Source organism: Chitinophaga sp. CF418 (assembly GCF_900142925.1).
Taxonomy (GTDB): Bacteria; Bacteroidota; Bacteroidia; order Chitinophagales; family Chitinophagaceae; genus Chitinophaga.
In genome coordinates this window covers 122,014-148,750 of record NZ_FRCN01000018.1, presented here as the reverse complement: position 1 = coordinate 148,750, position 26,737 = coordinate 122,014, and the positions used below count along the sequence as shown (strand labels likewise).

General features: G+C 44.9%; 26 protein-coding genes and 2 tRNA genes. 12 read left to right on the top strand and 16 right to left on the bottom strand.

From position 1 onward, the window contains the following. Positions 1–67 precede the first annotated feature (67 nt). Genes F3I09_RS31280 through F3I09_RS31270 form a run of 3 tightly spaced genes read right to left on the bottom strand, consistent with a single transcriptional unit; the run spans position 68 to position 5,576 of the window. On the bottom strand, positions 68–3,469 hold the full coding sequence (locus F3I09_RS31280; RefSeq protein ID WP_149698988.1) for an ATP-binding protein: 3,402 nt from the start codon (positions 3,467–3,469) through the stop codon (positions 68–70). 29 nt (positions 3,470–3,498) lie between these two features. Further along, positions 3,499–4,092, bottom strand: coding sequence for a DUF4194 domain-containing protein (locus tag F3I09_RS31275; protein ID WP_149698987.1), 594 nt, complete (start codon positions 4,090–4,092; stop codon positions 3,499–3,501). 14 nt (positions 4,093–4,106) lie between these two features. After that, complete coding sequence (locus F3I09_RS31270; RefSeq protein ID WP_149698986.1) at positions 4,107–5,576, bottom strand: DUF3375 domain-containing protein; 1,470 nt, start codon at positions 5,574–5,576, stop codon at positions 4,107–4,109. 226 nt (positions 5,577–5,802) lie between these two features. Between F3I09_RS31270 and F3I09_RS31265 the strand changes: the two genes are divergently transcribed. The 4 genes from F3I09_RS31265 to F3I09_RS31250 all read left to right on the top strand — a co-directional run bounded on the left by F3I09_RS31265 (position 5,803) and on the right by F3I09_RS31250 (position 9,067). After that, on the top strand, positions 5,803–6,090 hold the full coding sequence (locus tag F3I09_RS31265; RefSeq protein ID WP_149698985.1) for a hypothetical protein: 288 nt from the start codon (positions 5,803–5,805) through the stop codon (positions 6,088–6,090). A gap of 94 nt (positions 6,091–6,184) precedes the next feature. Further along, positions 6,185–6,724 (top strand): SRPBCC family protein, encoded by a 540-nt coding sequence (locus F3I09_RS31260; RefSeq protein ID WP_149698984.1) that lies wholly within the window; start codon positions 6,185–6,187, stop codon positions 6,722–6,724. Between the two features lie 185 nt (positions 6,725–6,909). Beyond that, complete coding sequence (locus F3I09_RS31255; RefSeq protein ID WP_149698983.1) at positions 6,910–7,824, top strand: glycosyltransferase family 2 protein; 915 nt, start codon at positions 6,910–6,912, stop codon at positions 7,822–7,824. A 280-nt stretch (positions 7,825–8,104) separates the two neighbouring features. After that, entirely contained in the window at positions 8,105–9,067 is a 963-nt protein-coding gene (locus tag F3I09_RS31250) for a hypothetical protein (RefSeq protein WP_149698982.1), read from the top strand. Positions 9,068–9,316: 249 nt separating this feature from the next. On the opposite strand, the gene F3I09_RS31245 is transcribed toward F3I09_RS31250, so the two are convergent. The 3 genes from F3I09_RS31245 to F3I09_RS31235 form a co-directional block, all read right to left on the bottom strand. Then, positions 9,317–9,388: transfer RNA gene (locus F3I09_RS31245), tRNA-Arg, on the bottom strand. 84 nt (positions 9,389–9,472) lie between these two features. Next, positions 9,473–10,048: a MarC family protein gene (locus F3I09_RS31240; protein ID WP_223233448.1), complete on the bottom strand. Its 576-nt coding sequence runs from the start codon at positions 10,046–10,048 to the stop codon at positions 9,473–9,475. A gap of 140 nt (positions 10,049–10,188) precedes the next feature. Continuing rightward, positions 10,189–10,839, bottom strand: coding sequence for a lipopolysaccharide assembly protein LapB (locus F3I09_RS31235; RefSeq protein ID WP_149698981.1), 651 nt, complete (start codon positions 10,837–10,839; stop codon positions 10,189–10,191). A 155-nt stretch (positions 10,840–10,994) separates the two neighbouring features. On the opposite strand from F3I09_RS31235, the gene F3I09_RS31230 reads away from it, so the two are divergent. The 6 genes from F3I09_RS31230 to F3I09_RS31205 all read left to right on the top strand — a co-directional run bounded on the left by F3I09_RS31230 (position 10,995) and on the right by F3I09_RS31205 (position 16,372). Further along, positions 10,995–11,669 carry a FadR/GntR family transcriptional regulator gene (locus F3I09_RS31230; RefSeq protein ID WP_149698980.1) on the top strand — a complete coding sequence of 225 codons (675 nt, stop codon included), beginning with the start codon at positions 10,995–10,997 and terminating at the stop codon, positions 11,667–11,669. A 5-nt stretch (positions 11,670–11,674) separates the two neighbouring features. Next, positions 11,675–12,907, top strand: a complete 1,233-nt coding sequence (locus F3I09_RS31225) for an MFS transporter (RefSeq protein ID WP_149698979.1) — start codon at positions 11,675–11,677, stop codon at positions 12,905–12,907. 368 nt (positions 12,908–13,275) lie between these two features. Further along, the gene (locus F3I09_RS31220) at positions 13,276–13,566 is read left to right on the top strand and encodes a 2TM domain-containing protein (RefSeq protein ID WP_188134030.1); all 291 of its coding nucleotides are present in this window, start codon (positions 13,276–13,278) and stop codon (positions 13,564–13,566) included. Between the two features lie 68 nt (positions 13,567–13,634). Beyond that, positions 13,635–15,416, top strand: a complete 1,782-nt coding sequence (locus F3I09_RS31215) for a long-chain fatty acid--CoA ligase (RefSeq protein ID WP_188134029.1) — start codon at positions 13,635–13,637, stop codon at positions 15,414–15,416. A gap of 88 nt (positions 15,417–15,504) precedes the next feature. Next, positions 15,505–15,576, top strand: a tRNA-Arg gene (locus F3I09_RS31210). A 142-nt stretch (positions 15,577–15,718) separates the two neighbouring features. Then, positions 15,719–16,372 (top strand): alpha/beta fold hydrolase, encoded by a 654-nt coding sequence (locus tag F3I09_RS31205; RefSeq protein WP_149698976.1) that lies wholly within the window; start codon positions 15,719–15,721, stop codon positions 16,370–16,372. 3 nt (positions 16,373–16,375) lie between these two features. Here the strand turns inward: F3I09_RS31205 and F3I09_RS31200 are convergent, their stop codons facing one another. From F3I09_RS31200 to F3I09_RS31170, 7 genes are all read right to left on the bottom strand, one after another. Further along, a complete protein-coding gene (locus tag F3I09_RS31200; RefSeq protein WP_149698975.1) occupies positions 16,376–16,939 on the bottom strand; it encodes a cysteine hydrolase family protein in 564 nt (187 codons plus the stop codon). Between the two features lie 29 nt (positions 16,940–16,968). Continuing rightward, positions 16,969–17,757: a carbon-nitrogen hydrolase family protein gene (locus F3I09_RS31195; protein ID WP_149698974.1), complete on the bottom strand. Its 789-nt coding sequence runs from the start codon at positions 17,755–17,757 to the stop codon at positions 16,969–16,971. Between the two features lie 133 nt (positions 17,758–17,890). Further along, positions 17,891–18,682 (bottom strand): ester cyclase, encoded by a 792-nt coding sequence (locus F3I09_RS31190; protein ID WP_149698973.1) that lies wholly within the window; start codon positions 18,680–18,682, stop codon positions 17,891–17,893. Positions 18,683–19,130: 448 nt separating this feature from the next. Continuing rightward, positions 19,131–19,919 (bottom strand): PhzF family phenazine biosynthesis protein, encoded by a 789-nt coding sequence (locus F3I09_RS31185; protein WP_149698972.1) that lies wholly within the window; start codon positions 19,917–19,919, stop codon positions 19,131–19,133. Positions 19,920–19,991: 72 nt separating this feature from the next. Then, positions 19,992–20,273 carry a hypothetical protein gene (locus tag F3I09_RS31180; RefSeq protein WP_149698971.1) on the bottom strand — a complete coding sequence of 94 codons (282 nt, stop codon included), beginning with the start codon at positions 20,271–20,273 and terminating at the stop codon, positions 19,992–19,994. Between the two features lie 167 nt (positions 20,274–20,440). Then, positions 20,441–20,854: a MarR family winged helix-turn-helix transcriptional regulator gene (locus F3I09_RS31175; protein ID WP_149698970.1), complete on the bottom strand. Its 414-nt coding sequence runs from the start codon at positions 20,852–20,854 to the stop codon at positions 20,441–20,443. 15 nt (positions 20,855–20,869) lie between these two features. Further along, positions 20,870–21,865, bottom strand: coding sequence for an AraC family transcriptional regulator (locus F3I09_RS31170; RefSeq protein ID WP_149698969.1), 996 nt, complete (start codon positions 21,863–21,865; stop codon positions 20,870–20,872). A 104-nt stretch (positions 21,866–21,969) separates the two neighbouring features. Here F3I09_RS31170 and F3I09_RS31165 point away from each other — a divergent pair, with 104 nt between their 5' ends. Further along, a complete protein-coding gene (locus F3I09_RS31165; protein WP_149698968.1) occupies positions 21,970–22,368 on the top strand; it encodes a nuclear transport factor 2 family protein in 399 nt (132 codons plus the stop codon). Positions 22,369–22,410: 42 nt separating this feature from the next. Further along, positions 22,411–22,884 carry a hypothetical protein gene (locus F3I09_RS31160; RefSeq protein ID WP_149698967.1) on the top strand — a complete coding sequence of 158 codons (474 nt, stop codon included), beginning with the start codon at positions 22,411–22,413 and terminating at the stop codon, positions 22,882–22,884. Between the two features lie 110 nt (positions 22,885–22,994). Here the strand turns inward: F3I09_RS31160 and F3I09_RS31155 are convergent, their stop codons facing one another. From F3I09_RS31155 to F3I09_RS31145, 3 genes are read right to left on the bottom strand one after another with little or no spacing between them, the layout of a single operon-like run. Continuing rightward, complete coding sequence (locus F3I09_RS31155; RefSeq protein WP_149698966.1) at positions 22,995–24,410, bottom strand: PKD-like family lipoprotein; 1,416 nt, start codon at positions 24,408–24,410, stop codon at positions 22,995–22,997. A 15-nt stretch (positions 24,411–24,425) separates the two neighbouring features. Then, positions 24,426–25,256 (bottom strand): DUF4843 domain-containing protein, encoded by an 831-nt coding sequence (locus F3I09_RS31150; RefSeq protein ID WP_149698965.1) that lies wholly within the window; start codon positions 25,254–25,256, stop codon positions 24,426–24,428. A gap of 16 nt (positions 25,257–25,272) precedes the next feature. Further along, positions 25,273–26,736, bottom strand: coding sequence for a RagB/SusD family nutrient uptake outer membrane protein (locus tag F3I09_RS31145; RefSeq protein ID WP_149698964.1), 1,464 nt, complete (start codon positions 26,734–26,736; stop codon positions 25,273–25,275). Position 26,737 lies beyond the last annotated feature (1 nt).

Below are 26,737 nucleotides of genomic sequence, written 5' to 3'. Positions count from 1 at the left end.
ATAAAAACTCCGTCAGCACCTCTTTTGAAAAGATGGCTGACGGAGTTAAGATTTATAGTTCCGTATATCAGACTGCTACTCCGGTATCCTCCATTTTATCCTGCAACTCTTTCACCGTCATATTATACAACACACTGTGACGCCCGTTCACACGCTGCACCAGGTGTACATGTGCAATGAAATGCTGCACGATCTGGATCTTATCGCTCGGTGTTACCACCAGCAATTGCAGGTGCAACTGCTTACAGAGCTCCATCAGGTAAGTTGCTTTTTCCTCATCCTGGTTACTGAAGCTCTCATCCACTGCAATGAACCGCAGGCTACGCGCATTCTTTCCTTCCCTGGTGATGCCAAACTGGTAAGCGATGGCGCTACACAAGATGGTGTAGGTCAGCTGAGCTTTCTCACCACCTGACAACTGCCCCATCTGCCGGTATATCTTCTTCGACTCATTCGTTTCCCTGAAACGTTCATCTGCCCAGAACTCAAACCAGTTACGGGCATCCAGCACACGTGCGCGGTAAGCTTCACTCTCATCCAATGCAGCAATAAGGGGCTGTACCTTTTCGCGGAAATGTTGTGCTTTCTCTTCAAAACTGCTCTGCTGCCAGTTGGCTGCCTGAGGTAAAGCATCCAGCAAACGGCCTTTGAATTCTCTTGCTTCAGAACCGGAAGCTACCGGCTTTTTCACCAGCTGGATATATGTATCAGGAAGACGGTTGAAGTTGATACCACTCAGGGAGTGATTCAGTTTCTGGATCGTATTGGAGATATCACGCTCCCACTTCTCCATTTCCTCATTCAGCCCACCGATCTTGTAAGTGATAGTAACGTTGATATAGCTTTCGAAGTCTTTCTTGAATCCCGGTAAGTTATCGGTGGTCAGCTTATCCAGCCATTCGATATATTCCGTAGCGTGCACCCCATCATCAGAGAAGGCCTGTACATCAGCTATCCAGTCAGGGAACTTCTGTATCACTTCTGCTGAAGGGCTCTTCAGACGGTTGATACTTCTGTTCAGCATCACCTCTTCTTTATGACGGGCATCTTCTGCCAGCTTGAGATCCTGTTCCTTGTTCTCCCGGAGGGATTTATAGATGCCTGCGATATTTTCCAGTGTCACACTACCTAACAGGTGACTATGCTGTTGCTGGAAGTTCAGCAGCTCGTCCTTATCAGCTTCTGTAATGTGCTGTAACAGGTGTTGCATGGCCTGTTGCTCTTCCTCCATATCAGCGATGTTACGCTGTTCCAATGCTTCATTCCTGATGAGCATTGCCTGTGCTTCCTGGTTATCTTCCTTCTGACGTTCGATGTCCAGTAATTGCTGTTTCAGTGCATCCAGTTCCTGGTTTTCATCCGTCAGTGAACCTATCTGCTCCTGCGCCTTACGGATATTCTTCTGGATCTTAGCGACATTGATCTCCTCAAATCCTTTATGTTCCTTCAGACGTCCTATTGCATAGAACTGTTTCTGTAAGCGGCCGGATCTTGACTTGCAGGTTTGCAGGATCTCGTTAGAAGAGGTGATCGCTTCGTTCAGTTTGTTCCTTTTAGAGATCAGTGCATCTTTCTTGCGCTCGTTGTTCCATCCCATTACATAACGGGAAGCATCGTTACTGTTGCTCCTGTCATCCTTTTCATGCCTGTCACGGTTCTTGATCAGGCCTTCCACAGTAATAGCCATATCGTGACGTTGCAGCGCTTTCTCATCATTCACACACACGTAGCTGAACTGCTGGATGATCTGCTGTTGTACCCAGGGACTTAATTTATGATCGGGATGGAAATCAAGTTTATGATATACGGTATCATCTTCAGGATACAAGGTCAATGCTGATTCCTTGATCTGATAATATATCAGGCGCGTACGCAGGTTGTTATTGTTTACGTAGGAAGTTACCTTCTTATAGTGTTTCTCAGGTACCAACAGGCGCAGTGAGAAAGAATGCAGTAGTTTTTCCAGGGCAGGCTGCCATTCAATTTCCTCAGCTTTCACCTGGATCAGTTCACCGGCAAACAATATCTCGCCCACATCGATCTTCAGGTTATTGCATATCTCTTTACGTAGCGCTACCAGGTGGGAAGGAATATTGTTACGGGATTGGTGCAGCATCTCGATCTCCTTCTCCAGGGTTTCCTTTTCACTCTCCGCACGTTCTTTTACCCTTTTGGCGCTATATTCATCTTCTTCATTAAGGCGTTGTTCCGTTTCCAGTTTCAGGGAACTACGATGCACTTCCTTCAGTATCCGCTGATAGGTTGCTTCGTCGTTCATATCATTTTCCTTCAGGTGCAAAGTTTCGCACCATGCGGAAAACTCTTTCAGATTCTCTTCTGTCTCCACGCGCTTCTTTTCCAGGTCCTGGATCTCTTTTTCCAGTTGCTGTAAACGTTGTCCGGCTTTATTCTGTTCCAGCAGGTTCAGGGTAGTACGTTCCTGCTCCAGCAGATCAGCCATATTGATCTTCGCTTCTTCTATTTTCTTAAGAAGCCCTTGCACTTCCTGCCTGCGTTCAAACAGGGCCTGCGTCAACAGCTGGTTCCGCGTAAAGCTGTTCCAGATAGTAGCGGTGTTCAGCTCCTGTTTTAGCTGGGTGATAGTGGTCTGATAGGAAGAGAAGTTCTCATAGTGTTCCTTTACCGGCTCCAGCAGGCGGATCTGCTCTTCTGCCTTTTCTATGTTACGCTGGGCATCCAGCAAGGTAGTGAGGTGTTTCTTCAGTTCCTGGAACTGTTCTTCCATATTGCGGGGTTCCAGCATATTGGTACGGATGAAGTCATCCAGGTTCCCCAATACCTTGATACCTACTGTCTGGTTGAACAGCTGTAATGCCTGTATGCTTTGCATCCCCAGGGCATCCACCATACGTTGTGCATATTTACTGGCGGCATCAAACCATTCCACCTGTCTGCGGCCGCCCCTGTTGTACAACTGATCGATGCGACGTTTCCAGTTACCACCCAGGTCAAATGGGCTGAAATCATCAGCGATATGCATAGAACGATGGGCCACACCGAAGATCTTACGCATATCTCCGTTCACAAAATATCTCACCTGGAAGAGCGTCACTGCCTGGTCAGCCTCGTTCGCAAAGTTGGCCAGCAGGATGCTATAAGCATCTTCCTTATTCTCTCTCAGGTAAAGGGTTTTGGTTACGCCGGTCGCTTCGTTATTGACCATGCCATATCCGCCCAGTACGTAGGAATCCTCTGTTCTGTCGCCCTTCTTTTCACTACCACTACTCTGGTTATAGAAACGGTATTTCTTTTCCGGCACCATCAGTGTGAGCAAGGCATCAATGAAAGTGGTCTTCCCACTACCATTGGCGCCTGTCAGCAGGCTGGTATCGCCGTTAGGTTTGATACTATGTATATGTTCATCAAATGTACCCCAGTTGAATACCTCCAGGTATTGCAGGCGGAATCCACTCTTATGATTATCAGTACTAAAAACGTTTAACTGCATTGTGCTAATAAAAGGTTTTTACAGGTATGTTATTCAGCTGCTACAACGCCTCCGGCATGTGCCATCAGCTGCTGCTGAAAGTTCTCCAGCGCTTCACTGTCAACTTTTGCTTTGATGATCTTTCTGATCCTGAACTTCTGTTCGTCTATTACTTCATGGTTTTCCATTTTATGGAGGAAACCGCTTTCTTCTACTTTATCTATTAACCTGTCTATCTCTTTCAGGAATTTGATACGGCTGGCGCCTTCCTTGAAGAAAAGCTCCGCATATTCTTTTATTTCCCGGCGTTTTTTGATGAGTTCACGGGAAGCGGATTCACTGATCTCAAATTCAGCCATCATTTCCCGCAGCAGCACCAGCATAATACTCTCTTCGTAACTGAAAGAACGTCTTTGTGTCCAGCTTACATATGCTTCATCATCTTCTGAAAGTGCATGTTTCACAAAAGCGTAACCATCCTGTTCATCCAGTACCAGGAGCAATCCCAGTTGTTGCAGGAAACCTGTCAACTCAACCTTGTATTGCAGCAATTTCTCCCAGGCGCCTTTCTCCACGTATTCCACCGGGCCTTTCAGCAGTTTCACTACTACTGATGCATAAGGTAATATTTTAGATGTGCTCATAATAGTCGGCTCTGTTATTTACCAAATAATAAATAGGGAACTTCCACAAATTTTGTTTGTTCCGCATTCAGTGGGATCAGCTCTGTCGTGTTTTTCACGATATATGCACGACTGGCTTTTTCACGCAGGAAATCATAATAACTGATGATCTCTGCCAGGCCATTCTCCAGTGGAGAATGTTCCAGCACCTCTTTCAGCGTAGCCGTCTGTTTATCCTTCAGTGCATGTTCTACTTTCTCCCATAACTGTTTCCGGCTGATAAAGGAAGTATTCAGTAACCTGCTGAACCTCGTGATATCTTCTATCTGCTCAGTAGCATTTGCCGGCTGTTTTACTTCGACAGTTGTTTTCTTTTGTTCCAGCGCCAGTTTCTTTTCCATTACCATCCTGACGCCGAGACTATCATCCAACGTAATGCCACAATCAATATTGTCGTCTTCTTCGATCAGGTCGAACACAAATTCCTTGATGTTGTTGATCTGCTTACGCAGGCGTCTATGCCTGGCTATTTCTTTTTCGGAGATAATACGACTGAGCTTTTCAGCCATTTTATCGTTGGCATCATACACCGTTTTCCCCTGCTGCAGCAGCATGGACTTGATATTCTGCAGGAATTGATCATCGCCGCTGATCTTTCTTTCCGAGATGGTATGCAATAGTTGGTCTGTTAGCTCCCGCCATTCTTCCTGTCCTGCACGGGAGATCAGGAAGTCCCAGAAAGCATAGAAGCTCTTTCCCTGGTTACTATTACGCAGAGAGTCGTACGCTTCGAATGCAAACCCGATAATGGCACCTTTGCTCTGTTCCGCCTTGGTGTGCTGCTCTACAATAGTGCGGTGGATGGCTTTGAAATTGTCTTCCACCTCCCGGAAGTCGCTGATCAGCTCATAACATAGGCGAGTGAACAGTTCCAGGCGTTCTTCCACCTGGGCGTTATTGTACCTGTCAGGCACAATACCCAGTTCCAGGGCTTTGATCTCTTTATCGATCTCGGCCCGTTTATTTTTCAGTATTTCAAGTTTTTTGGCCCTGTCGTCTTCTGTATTCTCTACGATATCCCGTAAGGAGTTGAATAACAGTTTAAAACGGCTTTCCGTACCCACGTGCTGGCGTAGTTGTAAGGTCTGCATCCACTGAAATACCTTCTCTGTGTAGGCGCTGAGCTGGTACTGGGTATTTCCTTCTGCATCCGGAAGGTCCTGCAAGAGTCTTTTCTGCACCCAGTTCAGGATATATTTACGACTGCGGCTTTCCTCATCTTCTCCAAAGTTGATCTTTGCTTCTTCCAGGTCTTCGGTCCCATCGTCCTGTTGGCTCAGGGTTTCGGCCAGCAGGCGTACCAGCTGTACCTCAGAAATAGAAAATCTGTTCTCCTCTTTAAAAACACCATATAAGAAGGGTAAGATCCAGTGCGTATTACGCAGCCGCAACATCTGTATAGCTGGCGAGGTGGATATTAACCAATATAGATCGTCTTTATTCATAAAAATCCCCAAAGGCCTGTAAGTTGGAGAAAAAAAATGGATTTGAGAACGGATGTGGATAATGGAAAGTCGTAATTTGGCGTATCCGCTGACTATGAAATCATTACTTACCGCTTGCTTACTACTATTAGGAATTCAAATGGGGGCCTTCTGCCAGTCCGGGTGTGCGACTTATTATAATTTTACCGAAGTCCCTCCGAAGTATCCGGGCGAGGAAATGGGCATTATGAAGCATGCACAGGACAAGATCCTCCCGCTGGTAAGTGCTTTTTACAAAAATGTAGATCTGGATCCCGGCAACTGGATAACCAGCCTGTGGGCAACGCTGTACATAAACAAACGGGGCACTGTTGTGGATGTCGATATTCCGGATGACCGGGTCAGAGGTAGTCTCCGTCAGCACCTCTGCGATGAATTCCTGAAAATGAAGGGCTGGAAGCCGGCAAGGCAAGATAGTCAACCGGTCTGTGCCACATATCCTTATACTATCAGGTGCATAAGATGGCAGGACTAAGACTAACCGTACCAAAAACAATTCCTACTTTACGTTGTTGATACAAATCAAAAAGACCTGGAAAAACCATTTCACGTAACTTAAACCTACATACATGAAAGCATTAAAGAAAATCCTGCTGGTCATCGTCGTTCTGATCGCTATCGTACTGATCCTTGCCGCCTTTACTAAAAAACGCTATGCCGTTGAAAGGGAGATAGTGATCAATAAACCGAAACAGCAAGTTTTTGACTACATCAAATTCCTGAAAAACCAGGACAACTACAGTAAATGGGCCATGATGGACCCTGCAATGAAAAAGACCTATACAGGTACAGATGGTACTGTTGGTTTTGTTTCCGCCTGGGACAGCGACAAAAAAGACGTAGGTAAAGGCGAACAGGAGATCAAAAAGATCGCTGAGGGCGAGAGAGTTGATTTTGAATTGCGGTTCATTAAACCCTTTGAATCTACCGAACAGGCGTATATGCAGACTGAAGCCGTTTCACCTACGGAAACCAAAGTAAAATGGGGATTTGACGGGCATATGAATTATCCCATGAACCTGATGTTGTTATTCATGGATTTTGAAAAAATGATCGGGGATGATCTGCAGACCGGACTTAAAAACCTGAAATCGAACTTAGAGAAATAATTTAGCGAACTGAATAAGGGCGCCGAGGATAGCAGGATCTATCTTCAGCGCCTTTTTATTTCAAATATATGGACGAGACTGTCTAAACAGTGGTTTATCGCCGATCCTATGCAAATATGAATAATATCAATACTTTTACGCGCTGAACCGGATACCGGCTTTTTTAACAGTACTTTACTTTTTCTATGTTTGGCGAAATAAAACAGCTTCCTCTTGTATCGATCGTGATGGCTACCTATAATGGAGCGAAGTTTCTGGAAGCACAAATGGATTCGCTGCTGAAACAAACCTATCCCAATATTGAGATTGTAGCTGTAGATGACTGCAGTAAAGACAATACCGTTGAGATCCTCGAAAGATATGCTGCCAGGCATAGCCATATCCGTGTATTCCGGAATGCTTCCAATCTTGGTTATACTAAAAACTTCGAAAAAGCAGTTAGCCTCGCCACGGGGGAATTCATTTCCTTCTCCGACCAGGACGACATATGGGCGCCTGAAAAGACGACATTGTTAATGAATGCCATAGGAGATGCTCCTATGATCTATAGCGATTCCCAGCTGGTGTCTGAGGATCTTCAGCCGCTGTGGAAACATTCAGACCTTAAGAACCAGACGCCTTTTGACAGCTGCCTGTATTTTGCTACGGATAATTGTGTGGCAGGTCATTCACTCATCATGAAACGGGCTATCGCTGTTGCAGCCATGCCTTATCCAACGGAGGCGGCCTATGACCTCTGGCTGCCATTCTTTGCCACATTCTATGGCGAGATCAGATACATCAATACTGCATTTGTACAATGGAGGCAACACAACTCCAATATTACAGGCGGAAAGTTTGATCTGAAAGCAAAGCTGCAGAATACGAGGACAATATTCCGCCTGTTCCGCGATGCCTGTCCGGCGGCATTGGATAAGGAGAGAAAGATCTTCCAGGAGCTGTATGACAGCTATGAAAGTTATTCCCTTGCGAACAACTTTAAACGTATGCAGTTATTCTTCAAACATCAGCGTTATTTTCTGGGGATGAAGAAACGGAATGCGTTCAGGAAGTTCCTCTTTTGTGTAAAGATGTTCTTCAAAATGAGGCCGCATGCGTAGTTACTTCTGCGGACGGTTCATTGAATGGAAGCAGTACACAAAAAACGACTAAGCTGTCTGGCATAGGCTTATATAAAATAATGAATGGACGGTAGTAGAACTAAACCGTCCTTTTCATTTTGATAAGACGATAAGCCGGCCTAACTACTCAGGAATACTCATTTTAACTAGGGACTTTCACCCAATTCTACTTTTTACCATTGCATCATGGTTTATTTTAATTTATATTTATTCTGATAAGTTTATTAGCCCATAACTCACCAGTTAAACCCTTTTAACCATGAAAAAAGCACTATTATTCCTACTGGCCTTATCCCTATTATTTGGGTGTAGCAAAAATGAAACTTCAGTAGTCAACTCCACTCCTCAAGCATTTGATGAAGCGGCGTTCCTCAAAAAAGTAGAGGAGATTTCGGCGAATGCTATCCGGAAAAGTTCTCATCAGGGAGGCAGAGGAAGATTCTGGAAGATCATTAAGATAATTGCCTCCGATATTGGAGGAGGCATAACCGGTGCGCTGGGTGGTCTTGAATTGACTGGCGGCACTACTGCCGGTGGTATTATAGGAGGAGTGGCAGGTGCAGCTGCTGCGTCCATAAAAGCTGCTGAAGGATACGTCGCAACGGTGGATGCCACGTCTACTTTAAAAGCAAATCTTAAGCTGGCTGCTTCCCTGCATTTAAATACGCACGTCCCTCCCGTTATCAGTGAAATAAACCCCTTTCATTATTTCGGGGAGTTTCATAATGCCAAACTGGCGTTGCTAACACCTAATGTGACCATTCCCGACGGAGTGACGGGGCCGGACCAGGCAAAATACCACGATAGTTATAACCAGAGTATGCTGGCAACAGCACTCAGCAATGATGAGTATTTTAAACCGTATAACGAGGAACTCATCGCAATGGGGCGTCCTTATACCTTAAACCAATATAGGGTTGCTACGCGTTTCGTGGATATATTTGCCTATGATACGGATGAAGCCTATTATACTGCCATGATCAACAGTGTATCCAGCCATGGTCCCTTTTTATCGACATCAAAGACCGTGTATCTTAGCCTGTTTAACACAATAGAGCAATTAGAAACAATCGAAGAAGTTGAGGAGTATATTGTTATGGTTACACAGCAGGTTGCCCTGGGATTTCCGGATGACTATCCCGATAAAGATATCATGTTGCAGACCTTAGCCGTTGCTGCTTATAGTGCTGACTTCTGGTATACACTGAATCAACCTCTGTAAGTAAAGAAACGATCACACAACACCATAAAAGAAAACAGCCAGTTAACTGAAGTATTCGATCGGTAATCTGGTATGGTGGGTTCATTTCTGGCTACACTTGATAGTATCAAATGATACTATCAAGTGTAAATGTTTACATTTTATCCGGCGAAAAGAAAACTAAAAGATTTTTTACTTTGGGAATAACTGTAATCAACTGATCTGCATAAAAAAAGCCGAAATCAGCTTTATGCTAATTTCGGCTCTATGTAGCCTCGACAGGAATCGAACCTGTATCTGGAGCTTCGGAAACTCTTATACTATCCATTGTACTACGAGGCCAGAAGCCATCCTGTTTACCAGGAAAGGAAGGCAAAACTAATGTATTTAGCGATCAATTACAAAAGCCCCTCTACTTATTTTCAATCACATTTTCAGGTTGCTCTTGAAGATCTTCACAGCAATAGCCAGCAGGATCACGCCAAAGAACTTACGTACCACCATCAACCCCGCCTTACCCAGGATGCGTTCTATCCAGGCCAAAGAGCGCAGTACGATGTAGATGATCACCAGGTTCAGAAGAATGCCCGCCAGGATGTTCGTTTCTTCATAGTTGGCTTTGAGCGACATAATGGTGGTCAGCGTACCGGAGCCGGCTATCAGCGGGAAGGCAATAGGGATCAGGCTACCTGTTTTAGTATCCTGCTCGCTTTTGAAAAACTCCACCCCCAGGATCATTTCCAGACCGATTACAAAGATCACAATAGAACCGGCCACCGCAAAAGAGTGAACATCCACGCTCAGCAGGTTCAGGAATGGCTCACCGACCAGCAGGAATAATATCATCAGGAAGCCCGAGGCAATGGTGGCCTTTCCTGAGTCGATATGACCCAGCTTTTCCTTCAGGGAGATCAGTACGGGAATGGATCCCACAATATCAATGACTGCAAAAAGAGTGAAGGTAATAGCCAGAATCTGGTCAAAACTGAACAAACCGAACATAGGATGAGTGTATTTTAGACAAAAATAAGGTTTAATTGATTATTACATATTTGAATATAGTATCATAGATACGAATAATTGCAGCAATAAAAAAGGCGCCCTGCTTGAAACAGGACGCCTTTCTGGTATAAGCAGGTCCATCAACCGGGCATACGGGAGATGTATTTGTCCATTTCTTTTATCTGGCTTACTATCTGCGCGGTAGTAGGCTTTTGCGCCTTAGCCCTGCGGAAGTAATCTTTTGCTGTTTTAAAGTCCCTGCGGCTCATGGCAATGGAGGCAAGGGTAAGCAGTGCTGCAGCAGTATTTTCTTTGTCAGGCAGCCCCATTCTAACCGCTTTCTTCAGGTTCTGGTCAGCTTCCTTCATGTCGTTTTTCTGGTAAGCGATGGTACCCAGCTGAAAATATTGCATGCCTTCGTATTCCTTCATCGGACTACCGGATTTAATACTCTGGCGGATAGTCGCTTCTGCTTTATCCAGGTCTTTATTGTACATCGCCATATTACTCTGCATGAAGTAATACACAGAGCGGATCGGTTTATACAGCAGTTTAGGGAAAGCGATCTTGTTCATCATTCCCATCGCCTTATCAATATCACCGCCTTCCACCGCTTCCTGTACCAGCCTCATAGGCCCGAACATGAAGTGTGTAACGAGGCATACCACACCAATCAACAGCAGGATAGTAGCTTCCCACCAACCTATGGTAATTCCCAGTGCAACACCACCTAACAGGAAGATAATACCCAATGGCAGACGATATAGAATAAAAAAGTTAAATGCTTTCATTTGTTAGTCTTGTTTTAAAATCAGGTGGAACCCCTTACAAAGTTGCACGTTTTATAGCTTATTTCTAATAAGAGGCGCAAAGATAAATAAAAAAAGATGTGAGAAATCCGGAGATTCCTTACCTTTGAATCATCAGATGATATGATGATTAGTTTATGACATCGATAAAGAGAAATAGCCTTGCCGACGAAGTGGCCCAGCGGTTACAGGAGCAGATATCCCTCGGCACCTACAAGCCGGGCGAGAAGTTACCTACAGAACCAGCTTTAATGCAGGCATACGGCGTGGGCCGGTCATCCATACGCGAAGCAGTACGCATCCTGGCCAACAGTGGCGTACTACGCGTGCAACAGGGACTGGGCACCTTTGTGGAAGCCAGCACCGGTATTGAAGAGCCTTTCCCTCAAAGGATAAAGCGGGCAGGTGTAGATGACCTGGATGAAGTACGGCTACTCCTGGAAATGAAGATAGCGCAGAAGGCCGCAGTCAACAGAACGGCGGAAGACATTGATAAAATGGAGGCATATCTGAAGAAGAGGAAGGAAGCAGGCATCGCTGATGACACAGCCGGCGCTATTGAAGCTGATATCAGTTTCCACGTTGCCATTGCGGAGGCGTCCGGCAACAGTATCCTGACCGACCTCTATAAAACAGTGGCGCATCACCTGAAAAATCACTTTATAGCACAGTTCAAAAATGCTGAAAGCTTTAGAGATAGCCAGCATCTGCATAAGAACCTTTTAAACAGCATCATTGCCCAGGATGCCCAGAAAGCCTGGCAATGGGCCCAACGTATTACCCAACACAGTAACGACGAGCCAGCAAAGTAAACATCATGGAAAAAACATTACAGGAAACCGCAAAGGCGCAGGCACAGCAGGCCGCGCAGAATACCGTATTTTCTATTCTGATCGCGCTCAGCTTCTCCCACATGATCAATGACACCATACAGTCACTGATACCTGCCATCTATCCGATCGTTAAAGACTCACTTCGACTTTCTTTCAGCCAGATAGGGCTGATTACACTCTCCTATCAGCTCACAGCCTCACTGCTGCAGCCACTGGTAGGACTTTATACAGACAAAAATCCAAAGCCGTATTCACTTGCCATTGGTATGGGCTTTACCTTAGTGGGACTGGTCAGCCTCTCCCAGGCACACCATTTTTACCTGGTGCTGTTGTCTGTAGCATTGGTGGGCGTAGGCTCTTCCATCTTCCATCCTGAGGCTTCCCGTCTGGCGCATATGGCATCCGGTGGCAGACATGGTATGGCGCAATCGCTTTTTCAGCTGGGAGGAAATGCCGGTAGCTCTCTGGGCCCACTGCTCGCAGCAATGATCATTGTACCGAAAGGACAGTCCAGCATTAGCTGGTTCTCACTGGCCGCTCTGCTGGCCATTGTGGTGATGATCAATATCGGATCCTGGTATAAAAACAATACAAATCGCATTCGTAGTAAATCGAAAGGTATGGACGCATCAGTACATGTACAATTGCCCAGGGGAAAAGTCATTTTTGCACTGAGCATATTGCTGGTGCTGATCTTCTCCAAATACTTCTACATGGCCAGTATGACCACCTACTATACATTCTACCTCATTGATAAGTTTCATGTGTCTGTTTCAAGTGCGCAGGTGTATCTCTTTATCTTCCTGTTTGCCATTGCTGCTGGTACTTTCATCGGCGGCCCGGTAGGCGACCGTATAGGACGTAAGTATGTGATCTGGATATCCATATTGGGTGTGGCGCCGTTCTCACTCTTACTGCCACACGCTAATTTGTTGTGGACCTCCGTGCTCAGTGTATTTATTGGCGTGATCCTGTCATCTGCTTTTTCTGCTATTCTGGTTTATGCACAGGAATTGGTGCCAGGTAAGGTGGGCATGATAGCCGGACTGTTCTTCGGGCTTGCATTTGGCATGGGTGGTATCGGGTCTGCATTATTAGGGAAACTGGCCGACAGAACCAGCATAGCCCACGTATTTGACGTATGTGCTTATCTGCCCTTAATAGGTCTGCTTACTGGCCTGCTTCCCAACGTGGAACGTACAGGTAAATCAAAATAAAACCAGCTCACTGGTCCCTGTTGGCAAAACGGATCTTGTCACCAGGGACTGGTGAGTGCATTATTAGATAAAACGCTCTGGGTTTCATCAATTAAATAACCATTAAGACACAATCTTTAGTATGTATATGCAATGAAGTTTAACCAATATGTTTATGTGTGATTCGTGGAATGCCGGGAAAAATATTTTGTATCGCGTTATGCAGTCTGTCCGTCAGGTCGTTAACCAAAATTATATATTGCTGCTGAAATAGCATTGCAGTTCCAGGCTGGACAATGTTTTTACCTCTTTTTTATTGCTATCCCTCTGCCAGCTGGTACTATTCAGGAAAAATTACTACATTTAATCGGGGCTTAAATCTTATACATATGGAACCAAATTCTCAACGCGACCAACAACTTTGGAAAATCGCTCAATTGAGGGCGAAGTTCAAAACTTCGCTTATTATCTACCTCGTTACGAATGCATTTTTGTGGGCAGTCTGGCTGGCGACAAACGCCTATCAATATGGCGGTACGCCGTGGCCTGTATGGCCTGGAATTGGCTGGGGACTTGCATTGGCATTCCAGTACTTTAAAGCCTGGCATCGCGATCCATTCGGAGATGCAGCAAGAGAATATGAAAAATTGCAGGAGGAAAAGCAACGCAGGGGCATATAAAAACCCCTCCTCCCTTATAAATTCCACTACCTTGATAAAAGGTACTTAACGTAAGCCAGATCTACAATATGGAGCAGCCACGCAGATTATTTGATGTCATTGAGCACCAGCTAAAAAATTTCCCCAAGTCAGACATGCTGGTAGGAAAAGAAAACAATGTCTGGAAAAAGTACAGCACACAGGAAGTAGCCGATATTACGCTCCGTTTTAGCGCAGGGCTGTTGCAGCTTGGCATAGGCAAGGGAGACGCAACTCCTGAAGGCTCGGACAAGATTGCCATAGTATCCCCTAACCGTCCTGAATGGATGCTGACAGACCTTGCCTGTCAACAGGCTGGTGCGGTATTGGCGCCATTGTATCCAACAATCAGCGAGCATGAGACAGAGTTCATCCTGAATGATTCGGGTGCTTCTATTCTGTTCGTGAGCGGGCAGGACATGTTTGACAAGATCACACCTATACGTCATAAATTATCCCATCTCAAAGAGATCTTCTCCTTTACCAAAATAGCAGGCTGCCGCCACTGGAGTGAGATCCCTGATATGGCTAAACAGGAGGATATTGAAAAGATAAAAGCTATCAGGGAAAAGATAGATCCTGAGCAACTGGCCACTATCATCTATACTTCGGGTACTACAGGTACGCCTAAAGGTGTCATGCTGAATCACAGGAATATTATGAGCAATGTGATGGCATGTATCCCTTATCTGCCGGTAAGCCAGGAAGCCAGAGCGCTCAGTTTCCTGCCGCTCAATCACGTTTTCGAACGTATGGTGACTTATGTATACCTTACTGCAGGAGTACCTATCTACTATGCAGAAAGCATGGATACCATCGCCGACAACCTGCGCGAGGTTAAACCAAGCATCTTTACTACCGTACCGCGGCTGCTCGAAAAAGTATATGAAAAGATCATGTCCAAAGGGCTGGAGCTAAAGGGTATCAAACGTGCGCTTTTCTTCTGGTCGGTAGAACTGGGCAAGAAATATGAGATCAATAAATCATTAGGCTGGTGGTATAACTTCCAGTTGTCCATCGCCAATAAACTTGTATTCAAGAAATGGCGGGAAGCCCTGGGAGGTAATATCGCCGCGGTTGTTGTGGGTTCTGCGGCCTGTCAGGTAAGGCTATTGAAAATATTCACCGCTGCCAATATTCCCATTCTTGAGGGCTATGGTCTTACCGAAACATCTCCCGTGATCAGCGTTAACCGTGTAGATGTGAAAGACCGCATGTTTGGTACAGTAGGCCCGCTCATCAGCAATGTGGAAGTCAAATTAGCGGAAGACGGCGAGATCCTGTGCAAAGGGCCTAACATTACACTCGGATACTACAAACGCCCCGACCTGACCGCCGACGCTATTACAAACGGCTGGTTCCATACCGGCGATATCGGCGTACTCGTCAACAATCAGTTCCTGAAGATCACAGACCGCAAAAAGGAGCTCTTCAAGACCTCCGGAGGCAAGTTCGTGGCTCCGCAGCCTATAGAGAATAAATTCAAGGAATCGCCTTTCATTGAGCAGATCATGGTGGTAGGTGAAGGCCGTAAATTTACCGGCGCCCTGATCGTTCCCTCTTTCCCACAACTGGAGAGCTGGGCAGCTAAAAAAGGGCTCCATTTTTCTTCTCCTGGAGAATTACTCCAAAACAATGACATTCAACAACTTTACCAACAGGTTGTTGAGAAATATAACCAATATTTCAGCCATATAGAGCAGATCAAGAAGTTCGAACTGCTGCCGAAGGAATGGACGATCGCCAACGGAGAGCTTTCCCCTACTCTTAAAGTAAAGCGGAAAGTGATCACGCAGAAATACGATCAACAGATTGAGAAAATTTATAATTAGCAGTGTAAGAGAGGCAAATTTTGGGCTGGGTGCTCGAAATATGTAAAAAACGTTTACTTTTGCACTCCACTTTAGGGTTCTGCCCTATGGCCCGGTAGTTCAATGGATAGAATAGAAGTTTCCTAAACTTTAGATACAAGTTCGATTCTTGTCCGGGCTACGAAGAAAAGTCAGCAAATTTGCTGGCTTTTTTGTTTGTATACAAACCAGTTATTTTAGTATTACCGGACAAGTATAATTCCGCATTATGAAGACCACCAATCATCATGTATAACCTCAATATCTTTTAACTTTGTCCCACCATGAGTACACAATCATTCAAACTAGACGTATCTCCTGCTATAGGCACAGTCTCCGCCAGGTACATCGCTCCGGCCAGGCCTGAATGTATCTTCACACTGGCGCATGGAGCAGGAGCCGGTATGGACCATATCTTCATGGAAACATTGGCCAATGCTCTTTCAGAAGCAGGCATCGCCACTTTACGATTCAATTTCCCCTTTACTGAGAATAAAAAAGGCAGACCTGATTCACCAGCGGTTGCGCATGCAACAATAGAGGCTGCTATCAAGAAAGCGCATGAATTAGCGCCTAAACTACCCTTGTTCGCCTCCGGCAAATCTTTCGGTGGAAGAATGAGCTCACAATACCTGGCAGCCCATCCGGACAGTAAAGTTGCGGGGCTCGTCTTCTATGGTTTTCCGCTCCATCCGGCTGGTAAACCCTCTATAGAGCGTGCCGATCATCTGAAAGAGATAAAGATACCCATGCTTTTCCTACAGGGCTCAAAAGATACACTGGCCACCTGGGACCTGATTGAAACCGTATGCGCCTCTCTGCGGAAAGCGACGCTGGTAAAATTGGAAGGAGCAGATCATTCTTTTAAAGCGGGTAAAAAAGACGTGATGTCACTGCTGATAGATGAGACAAAGAAATGGGTCGGGAAAATGCTGTAACTATTAGCTACGGCTCCATTCCTCCAGTGTAACGACCGTTGCATTAGACTGAAACACCTTATTCACAAGCACCGTATGCACCTCCCTATCCCTGTCAGTACAACAGTCTGACAATACAGTAATACGATAATCCTTATCAGCAGCTTCACGCAAAGTGGATAATACCACTCCACTCGTTGATACACCAGTAAGCACAAGATGCTGGATACCCTGCGCACGGAGCACTACTTCAAGATCACTTCCTGTAAATGCACTGATGCGGCGTTTCTCAACAACAATTTCATCCGGCAATGGAACGACTGCTTCATCAATATTCAGCATACTTCCTCCCTTCATATTTTTCGCCCTTTCTTTACTCGCAGCAAAAAGCTTGTTGTTCATACTGACTTCAGGCATGCCAGGCCGGAAACTAACAACCGCAAACAGAACAGGAATATTTTTGGAACGGGCAAATGCAATTGCCTTTGCTACGTTACCAGTGATCTCATTGTAATCCGGCAGGGAGCTGATAACTGCCGTCTGCATATCCATTACTAACAGTGCTGTGTGCTGATTATTTGTGTCCATTTTCCTGAGCTTTTAATGATTATATACTATCAATTGTAAAGTGTATTCTTGAATCGCTTCGCCAGCAACCCCGTCGCCCGGGAAGGATCAATATCAACAACTATCACACCAGTTCTGCCATAAGCTTCATGTTTGATACAGGTTCCATCAGGCGCCACTACTGAAGACGCAGCATCAGGATAAAGAGACGCATAATTGGAGCTTGCCATATAAATGGTGTTTTCCATTGCTCTCAGCATGATTGCTTTTTCATAGTAAGGATTCTCTTTACTACCCCACACCTTAGGCAGCACACCGGCCGTATTACTTCCTCCAAAGTGAGGAAAAAATACAATCTTAGCATCCCGCTGCGCGGACCATCTGACAGATTCAGGATAACGGAACCCTTCATGACAAATGGTAATACCGAATTTCACACCATTGATTTCAAAGAGCTGCCGCCCGGTACCTGCCTCCCACATATTATCTTCTGTAGGATCTAACTGGTTCTTGGATTGGAAACCTAACACTTCCCCGCTGGCAGAAATCACAAAAGCTACATTCAGCAATTTTCCTTCATAATGCCAATCCATTGGGACTATAATAGCAATTGAATTTTCGGAAGCAATTGCACATACTTTATCCAATGCTGCCTGCAATCTTTCCTGTTTGCGATCATCGGCTTCATATCCCATGCCCGGATAACCAGGAAGATATGATTCAGGAAAGCAGATAATCTCCGCCTGCGCAACGGCTGCATCTTTTACTAATTTTTCGAGCCAGAATAGCCCGTCACTGATGGACTTTGGAAAGGGAGGGGAAGCTAAAGCAATTTTCATATGCAGGGCTTTGTAAGATGCAAAGTTAATCTTATCAGCCAAATATCACTGCCTTTACATCATCACATAGCATGTGCTGCATAACATCCTGATGTCGTAAACAGCCTATATTGCCGCCCCTCCATCTCTGCCTTTATTGGGCTAAAAGCTCCTTATAAACTCCCCTGTCAATAGTTATGTCCAGGCGCTTTAACATCTCCGGCATGTCAAATCCTTCCTTCTTATACGCTACCTGCACTGTTTCCCTCGCCTGCTCGAATGCAGCCTTATTGGCCCATACAGCTACTGTTACAAAAATCAGGTTACCTTCATTATCTGTACGAGAGTACGCAGCATCCCTGATGAAACCGGGCAGTGTTTTGATAAGATCGCGGTTAATCTTTACTCTCTCCAGGAACTCATTTGTGGCCGTAGCAGGAACAATGAATTTATCGATGAAAATCACATTGTCCGGAGTACCAATGAGCTCTTTAGGCAGTACTCCCAGTTCCTGTAAAAAACCTAAGCGATTGGTAAGTGTTTCGCTATGAATGACTTTGCCATCCTTCAATTCATATGCCACCACACCATCACTTGCTACTCTTCTTCCGGTAGCCGGGATATGTTGGAATGTACCACGGTGTGTACCCTGGAATTGCTGAAATACAACCACCTTATTACCTTCAGCAACCACATCTTTCACTACCCACTGTGCGTCCGGGAAAGCTTCAATTAATCCGGTAACCACCTGTTTAAAATTGGGGCCGTCATAAGCGGCAGATATTAACTCAGGCAGTAACGCTGTATTTCTTTTGTTCATTGCCTCGTCATAGAGTCTGCTGATTACTTCTTTGTTTTGCATATTAACCTCCTTTTTGTTTGCAACCTGGGCGATGGTCATCTGGGATAACAACATCGCTGATACCAGGTATAGTAAGCTTTTCATTGATTTTTGTTTTTACAAAGTTACCGGGGGCAGGGGCGCCGGAATTGTAAAAAATCATTGATTTAGGCCTTACATGCATTGTCATCTGGTGGTAGAAGGGTATGCACAACCGTGATTCACGGTGCAATGTTAGGAAAGATCTCAACCCGGTTTAAAACAATGTATACGAAAGCCCTTAATCCTGACATAAAGGCCCTTAATCCAGTTATAAGACCCTTTCGTGGTTATTATGGCAAAGTCAGCATGCCCATTTAAGCTGGATACAAGTTGCATATGACCAGGATATTCTTCCGTTCTTCTTCCGTTAAAAACGGAGGAAAAACGGAGGAAGAACGGAGGAAGAACGGAGGAATATCCTGGTCATATGCAACTCATATGCAAGCTTGAACCAATAAAAAAGGGGCTCAAAATATAGCCCCTTTTTTAAATCTGTTTATTTTATAAAATGTCATATCCAGCATTTTCCTGCCGAATAAGTACGCGCATTGCCAGCTATCAGCACACGTTCCCCCATATCCGTGCAATAGAGTGTTCCTACCCTTTCGGACAATTGCCGGGCGCTTAATTCCTTCTTCTGTAAACGCTCACTCCAATAAGGTATCAGTGAACAATGAGCCGATCCGGTAACAGGGTCTTCCAGTATAGAAGCCTGTGGCGTAAAATAGCGGGACACGAAATCGCAGTCGCTCCCCTGTGCAGTAACAATTACCCCTCCGGGGTCCAGGTTGATCTGGTCCAGGACCTGCCTGTCGATCCTGATATCCCGTATGTCGCTTTCAGCGCCATAGACCAGCACATAATCCCTGGCCTTTAAGACAGCCAGCGGCTGCCTGTCAAGGGCGTTGCTAATAATATCCGGCAGGACCGCTTTCACCGGTTTCCGGGAAGGGAAATCCAGCACATACAGGTCATCCTTAAAACTAACCTCCAGCTGTCCACTGGCGGAGCTAAACAGTATTTTATCCTTCTTATAACCAAGGATTGTTTTTATCACATGCGCTGTTGCCAATGTAGCATGCCCACAGAGGTCCATTTCTATTTCAGGGGTGAACCAGCGTAAAGCGAAACCCTCCCCTCCGGGAATGAAAAAAGCAGTTTCCGCTACCGCATTTTCCCTTGCCAGCAGCAACAACTGCTCATCAGGCAGCCAGGTTTCCAGGGGTACAACACAGGCCGGGTTACCACCAAAAACATGGTTTGTAAAAGCATCTACCTGGTATAAGTTAAGTTCGGTCATATCAAAAGCATGGTGTCTAAACAGCGAAAGCCAGCATATGCTGACTTTCTTAATAATTTTTTAACTGATCAGTTATTCTTCGTCTTCGTCGTCATACTCATCTTCTTCCAGCCATTCCAGATAGGAATAATACCACTCTTCCAGCTGGTCGAGCAGTTCTTCTTTCTTACCGGGAGCATTTTTGAAAAACTCATCCACATTATCAACCTCTGCCACAATATCAATATAAGCTTTCTCCTCGTCTTCTTCTACCCGTTTAGCGAAGAAACGTGGCTGCTCGGTATGAAAGATATATTCATTGTCAGGATCCGTAACTGGATCATCTGCAATCATAAACTTGGGTAACTTTGCCATATTAATATATTTTTATTGATAATAACCACGATTTAAAGACCAGACAAAAGTATAGATAAATCATTTACACCACAAAAACAGTTTTCCTTTTTATACCCCCATTTTTCCTGCAAACTTACCACAACTGCAGCGGCATTTACATCGAAACAGAGCTGGCCACCAGCCGGCTATTGATGAACAATATTTTCTATGATCCTGTTCAGTACACTGAGGGTCAGTTTATACTCATCATCACTGATTCCACGCATCATATGTGCAGCTCTTTCCTGCTGCAGTGTTGCAAGATTTTTATATGCTTCCTCCCCTGCCGCAGTAAGCGAACAGGTATCTTCTGCACCCATCACTACCCAGCCACGGTCTGCGAACGACTGTATAATTTCTCCAAATTCCTGTACGGTAACGAAGTTCTTTACTTCCTGGAAAAACTGCCAGGTGTTGATGCGTCCACGCTCTGCTATATTCCGTATCACCATCCAGTGAAAACGTGTGATAGAGAGGTCTTTGAAAACATCATTCATGTAAGATGTGATTTGCTGGTCAGCCTCTTTGAGGTACCAGCCAATAGGCTTATTAGCTTCCATAGTTATAGCGTTGTATTATTCTTTCTGAAAACTGACAGGCGTCCTGCCTGTCCATCTTTTAAATGCCCTTGTAAAAGCACTTAGCTCATTATAACCCAGCATATACGATATCTCCTTTACCGGATAACCGCCCTCTTCGAGATAATGAATAGCCAGCGATTTCCTGACCTCATCGGCTACATCCTGATAGCTGATACCTTCCTCCTTTAGCTTACGTTGTAATGTTCTGGCACTGACATTAAAATTAGCAGCAATTTCATTCAACGAAGGTATTCCAAGATAAGCATTTGTCAACAGGTAATGACGGATCTTGTCTCCTAATGCCCCTCCCGTTACATTTATACTTTCATTCACCCTTCGCAACAAGGCTTGCTGCATATCATAGTTTGCCGTAAGCAGTGGTTCCTGCTGATATTCCCTGTCAAATACAAGCGCATATTCAGCAGCACTCTTTTCTACCATACACCGAAACACTCTTTCGTATTCTTCCGCATTTTCCAGGCGGTAAGGCAAGCGTACAGCTACAGGTTTTATTTTCCGCAATAACAAACCATCCAGTTCATGCACCACAAAGACCATGAATAACTCCAGCGTCTGACGAAAGGAAAAAGCATCCGGCCTCTCCGTCTGGGGCAAGAAGCGAATGGTAAAGACCTTGCCCGAAGATTCCACCACTATCCTGAACAGATCCGTCAAAAGATGTGATAATGATGCAGCCTTCTCCACCGCCATTCCCACCGTATCACTTGTCCTGATAATTTCTCCTACTATACCAAGGGCCGACAGTTGTAAGGACTCCCCGAAGTGCAATCCGAATAAAGGATCGTCTGAGAGCTGGCTGGCCTGTTGCCATATTGCATCCAGCTGCTGCTTACTAACGGTGTAGCCGGTATCTGCTTTTAACGCAGCCAGGTCTATTCCTGACAAGCGACAAAGCTGCGTGGCGGGAATGTCACGCAAGGCGGCATAAGCTATCAGGTTCAACACAAAATGTCTCCGGCTATTCTCCATAACATGTCGTCAAATGGTAATTGTTTGTCGTATAAAGATAATAATGCCCGGGCGTACAGGAAATAGTTTTGCAATATCAAATCACTCAATTAAAAACAAACAATATGGAAAATCAGGCTAAACAAGTAGTTACCCAATTTCTGACCGCAGTACAAACAGGCGATAACCAGACACTCGCGGCATTACTGGACACCGCTATCGAATGGGACCAACCCGGCAACAACCGCTTCTCAGGAGTAAAGAGCAATGTTACGGAAGTCTTTCAGATGGTGGGTGGTATGTTTGAAGTGACCGGCAACACGCTCAGACTGGCAGAGATCAAATCAGTCACAACCAATGGCAACAGTGTGGCCTGCCTCATTCGGTGGACGGCGCAAAAACCCGGAGGACAGCAACTGGATGTGGATAACACCGACGTGTATACAGTAACAGGAGGCCGGATCGTGAAGGCCAGGATCTATTCCTCTGATATAACACAGGAAGATAATTTCTGGGGCAGGTAACTTACTGGCACGCTATTCGTTCTATAAGGCAAAACTTGTTACATGAAACCTTATTTTGTAGCTGCAGCCTTATTAACGATGTTTAGCTGCCAGCAGCCTGCCAGTAATACACCTGAAACAGAGGAGCAGGACACCAGTACTATAACTGTTACAGCGCCGGCATCGACACCTGCTCAACAGTGTTATACTAAGATCTCCGGAAAAGATACCTCCTATCTGCAATTTGAAACTGATAATAAAGTGGTAAACGGGCAGCTGGAATATCATCTCTTCGAAAAAGATAAAAACGAGGGCATTATTACAGGTACCATTGCCAATAATATTATCAAGGCTGAGTACAGCTTTATGAGCGAAGGTACTATTAGCAAAAGACCTGTAGTATTTAAGGTGGAAAACGACCAGGTATTTGAAGCGATACCTTCTTCTCTTGATGCCCAGGGAAATCCTGTATTTGACAAAGATCAGAGCAAGCTAAAGTTTGAAGATGCTCCTTTTGTAAAAGGCGCTTGCAAATAATAGCAAACGGCAGTATAACAGAGCCCCGCGAAAAGTATCGCGGGGCTTTTTGTTGTAGGGTTAATGGTTGGTTAAATAGGTTTATTCAGGATAGGATTACATAACAGGCGTCATTGTCTGACGAAAATATCAACTACATTTCCCGGCAGGCCATCCACCTGGCTGAGTATATTGCCATACTTACCGGTACTTATATCAAGTGTGTAAATACTGTTTTGTGTGCCTGCAACAAGCTTATTGCCATCCTCCTGCATCTTTATCATAGTTACCTGCTTTCCGCCGAAATTGGCGTCCAGCTGTCTCAATTCCTGGTTAATCGGGTTGTAACGGTAAATCTTGTCATTTGAAGTGAAGTAAAATGCACCGACAGGAGAAGACTGCCATTTGGTTTGAGCGGTTAGCAGGCTATCGCCTTTAAATTTCCGCTTATAACCTGTTTTGAAACGGGAATTACCATCCAGGAAATTCAGACTGAACTTCAGTTCATAAGTCTGTCCACTGCTGTCACAAAATGCATACACATCATTCTCTGTAATCTTCTCCATTTCCAATAGATCCATCTTCAGATTCTTTGGATTAAAAAGTGAATCTTCCTGGATGTAATCTGTGCCGAAATAAGTGGTCGGATCAAAACGCAGGAAACACTTTTTCACTTTATCAAAGCCGAGATAATAAGCCCCGCCATTCGTGTAAGCATAAACAAGGTCGGAGGCCAGATTGTAACTGCCTGGTATCGGACTGCTGAAATAACCATAATAGGTGCCGAAAGGAGCAGTCTCTGTGGTACCTATATACAGTTTTTCATTCATCACCGCAGTAGTAGTGCCGTTCGTTAAGCGCTGGAAATAATTCGGGAGAAGCTCACCCGGAGGATCGTAAAAGTTCTCTTTCAGGTACTTTATCCGCTTCAGATCGTCACTATTAATTTCCACTGCGGGATTTGCAACATCACCACATACGATCCAATAAGCGAAATTAACGTTCATATAACTGGTGTTCCTTAGGGGAATAATCTGCAGGGGATTTGTTCCAATGCTTTCGCCGTTGATGGAGGGATAAAGATCAGACTGTACTGTACCATCCGGTTTAATAAATGATAGTTTTGCCAGCCCGCCTTCATCTGTCAATACGAGCGTTCCCGTCGTAAATGCAGTTCTACCATTAATAACAAATTTGTAGTAATACTGCATTCCGGTACCGTTATCCCTCACGATCAGCAAAGCACTATACCTTTTTGCACCCAGGCCATAAAGTATTCTCAGTTCTAATCCTTCATGATCATCAGAACGCGCTTCTTCGGGAATGTCGATCTTCCAGTAACAGGTCAGATCAGTCCTGCCCTCAGGCAACACAATTTTAGGAGATATAACCAGGCTATCTCCTGTAAATACAGTATAAAGTGTGTCCAGATTGGATACAACCGGTTCTCCCAGTTTTATATAGTCATAGTTCCCCTTGTCTTTGAAGCAAGCAGAAAGAAAGGGAGCGAGCAAGGCTATCAGTATATATAGAAATGTTCTTTTCATTGTATAGTATTTAACTTAGACACGCTTACCATTTTCATCTCTGAAATAATATCGGCCATCATCAGGATTCTTTTCCAGGCGGTATTTTGTACCAGGATTCTTACTATTGTAGAAATAATAATACCCGTCAGCTTCCATTGTGATCACATAACCTTCTTCCGCATATTGCTCCACCCATTTAAACGGATCCAGCAAAAAAGACTTGAATCGCCTTGTATGATACAGGGCTTTAGGTATCGTGTTAAAGTCCTGGAAATTAGTGCCGAGTTCAGTAGTACCCGATACCCTGATAAATAACTCATGTTTTACCCTGGAATATTCACCCAGCTCGCCTGCCCAGGCATTCCACCAGCCCGGCTTCTCCAGCCTGTTGGAAAACTTCACAATACCTTTATTCTGCAAGGTGAACGCTACTCCGAAATCTGCTGTAGGCTTCAGGGTAAGTCCGATGGTCAGCGTTTTTGTTTTCAGCAGTGTGTCTTTGTTCAGCAGAATCAGTGGCACCATACATATGCCGGAATCTGCCGCCATAATGTATTTATCCTTTAAGGGAACATAGTGAACAGCGGCAATTGCAGTCGTACTGCTATCTACTGTTGTTAATATGAAGGTTCTTTCCCTGCTTTCGCGGAAACCGGAGATCTTCACCGGAATGAATACAGTGTCTTCACCTTTGTCAGGGAAATAGGCAAAAGAATAAAGAAGGCTATCTGTTTTATCATCGTCTTCATCGGGCATAAAATCAAAATAGACATTCTCTGTAGTATTGAATAGAGGTGTTTCTTCCTTCTTGCAGGCAAGACATACCATACAGCAAAGGACACTGAATAAAAGATATTTTTTCATCTGGCCGTAGGTTTAATTATCTGTTACCAAATTGGATTTCATCGTCTGGCAATGGCAGTACGAACATCTTGTTAGTTGCAGGATAGCTGGCGCCAGCCAATCCAACAACTGGTTTGTTCAGACGCTTGTACATGTAAAAGATCTGCCCTTCTCCATAAAATTCTTTGCGGCATTCTTTCACCAGCTCCGTCATAAATACATCCTTAGAGGCCTCGTTGGTGGCGCCGATACCAATACCCCTGTAAAACCTAACAGTGTTAAAGTACCCCCATGCCTTTGCCGGGTCATTATCAAAAGTGCATTCGGCAGCGATATAATACATCTCACTCAGGCGCAGTGCAGGAGCCATCTGGTAATGAATGTTTGCGTCACCGTCCCTGTAGTATTTCTCAAGCTGCATACGGGTTCCCAATCCACCACTTTTTTCGCTGAACCATTGCTTGTAACGAAAATCATCACCGCCAACACTGCCTGTTTCATAAAGATTCTGCCCTTCACTGGAGGTAATGAACAGTGCATTCTCTCCATCACGGAAACGGCTATTCAAGGCGCCGGATGTATTGGGAACATACCACCCAAACAACAACTCTCTGTACAGGATGCGATCCTTCTTCTCATCATCAGGATTCAGGAAATCATTCTGGCGTGTCCATGGAAATTTATTTGAGTTGATCACTTCCAATGCATTGGCAAGTGCTTTTGCTTTATCGCCTTTGTACAGATATATGCGGGCCAGTTCTCCACACACTGCATAATAATTTATACGATGGCGACGATTCTGCAGGAACAGTGGTCCTGTTTGTTCTGTACTGGAATCTTTCAGGGGATATCCTACCTTATAACCCGCGTCCAGAATAGGATCAGATACCTTTAATAACTCTTTGGCAGCAGTAAGGTCCAGGATCGCTGTGTCCAGCACACCCGCTACAGTAGACATCGGTGTTACTTTATTGGTAAAGTCCATTACATAGGGAATAGCCAGCGCACCAGGATCACTTATATAGGCAGGACCAAATAAACGCAGCAGGTCAAAATGAAGATATGCCCGCAATGCCAGCGCCTCTCCCTTTATCAGTTCATATTCCCTGCCTGTGAAAACATCCTTTTTAGCGTCTATATGATGTAGTATAAGATTGCTGTTGGCGATGGCAGCGTACAATGCTTTCCATGCATCATCCCTTCTGCTCATGAAACGTTCCTCATTATAATTATACAGCGCTGTTTGCCTGTATCCCTGCGGATCCAGGTTTGTAATAACATAATTCTGTGCCAGCACATCCAGGAAGCCACAAGTGATCTCCTTACCATAACTATCTTCCTGGGCACAACGGCTGTACACACCATTTAACGCTTCTTCGAAACCTGCCTGTGTACTGAACAGTACTCCCTGCGCTATTTCAGATTGCGGTGTTACATCCAGCCATTTCTTACATGATACCAGGCCCGCTATCAATATTATGAGTAGATAATATTTCTTCATC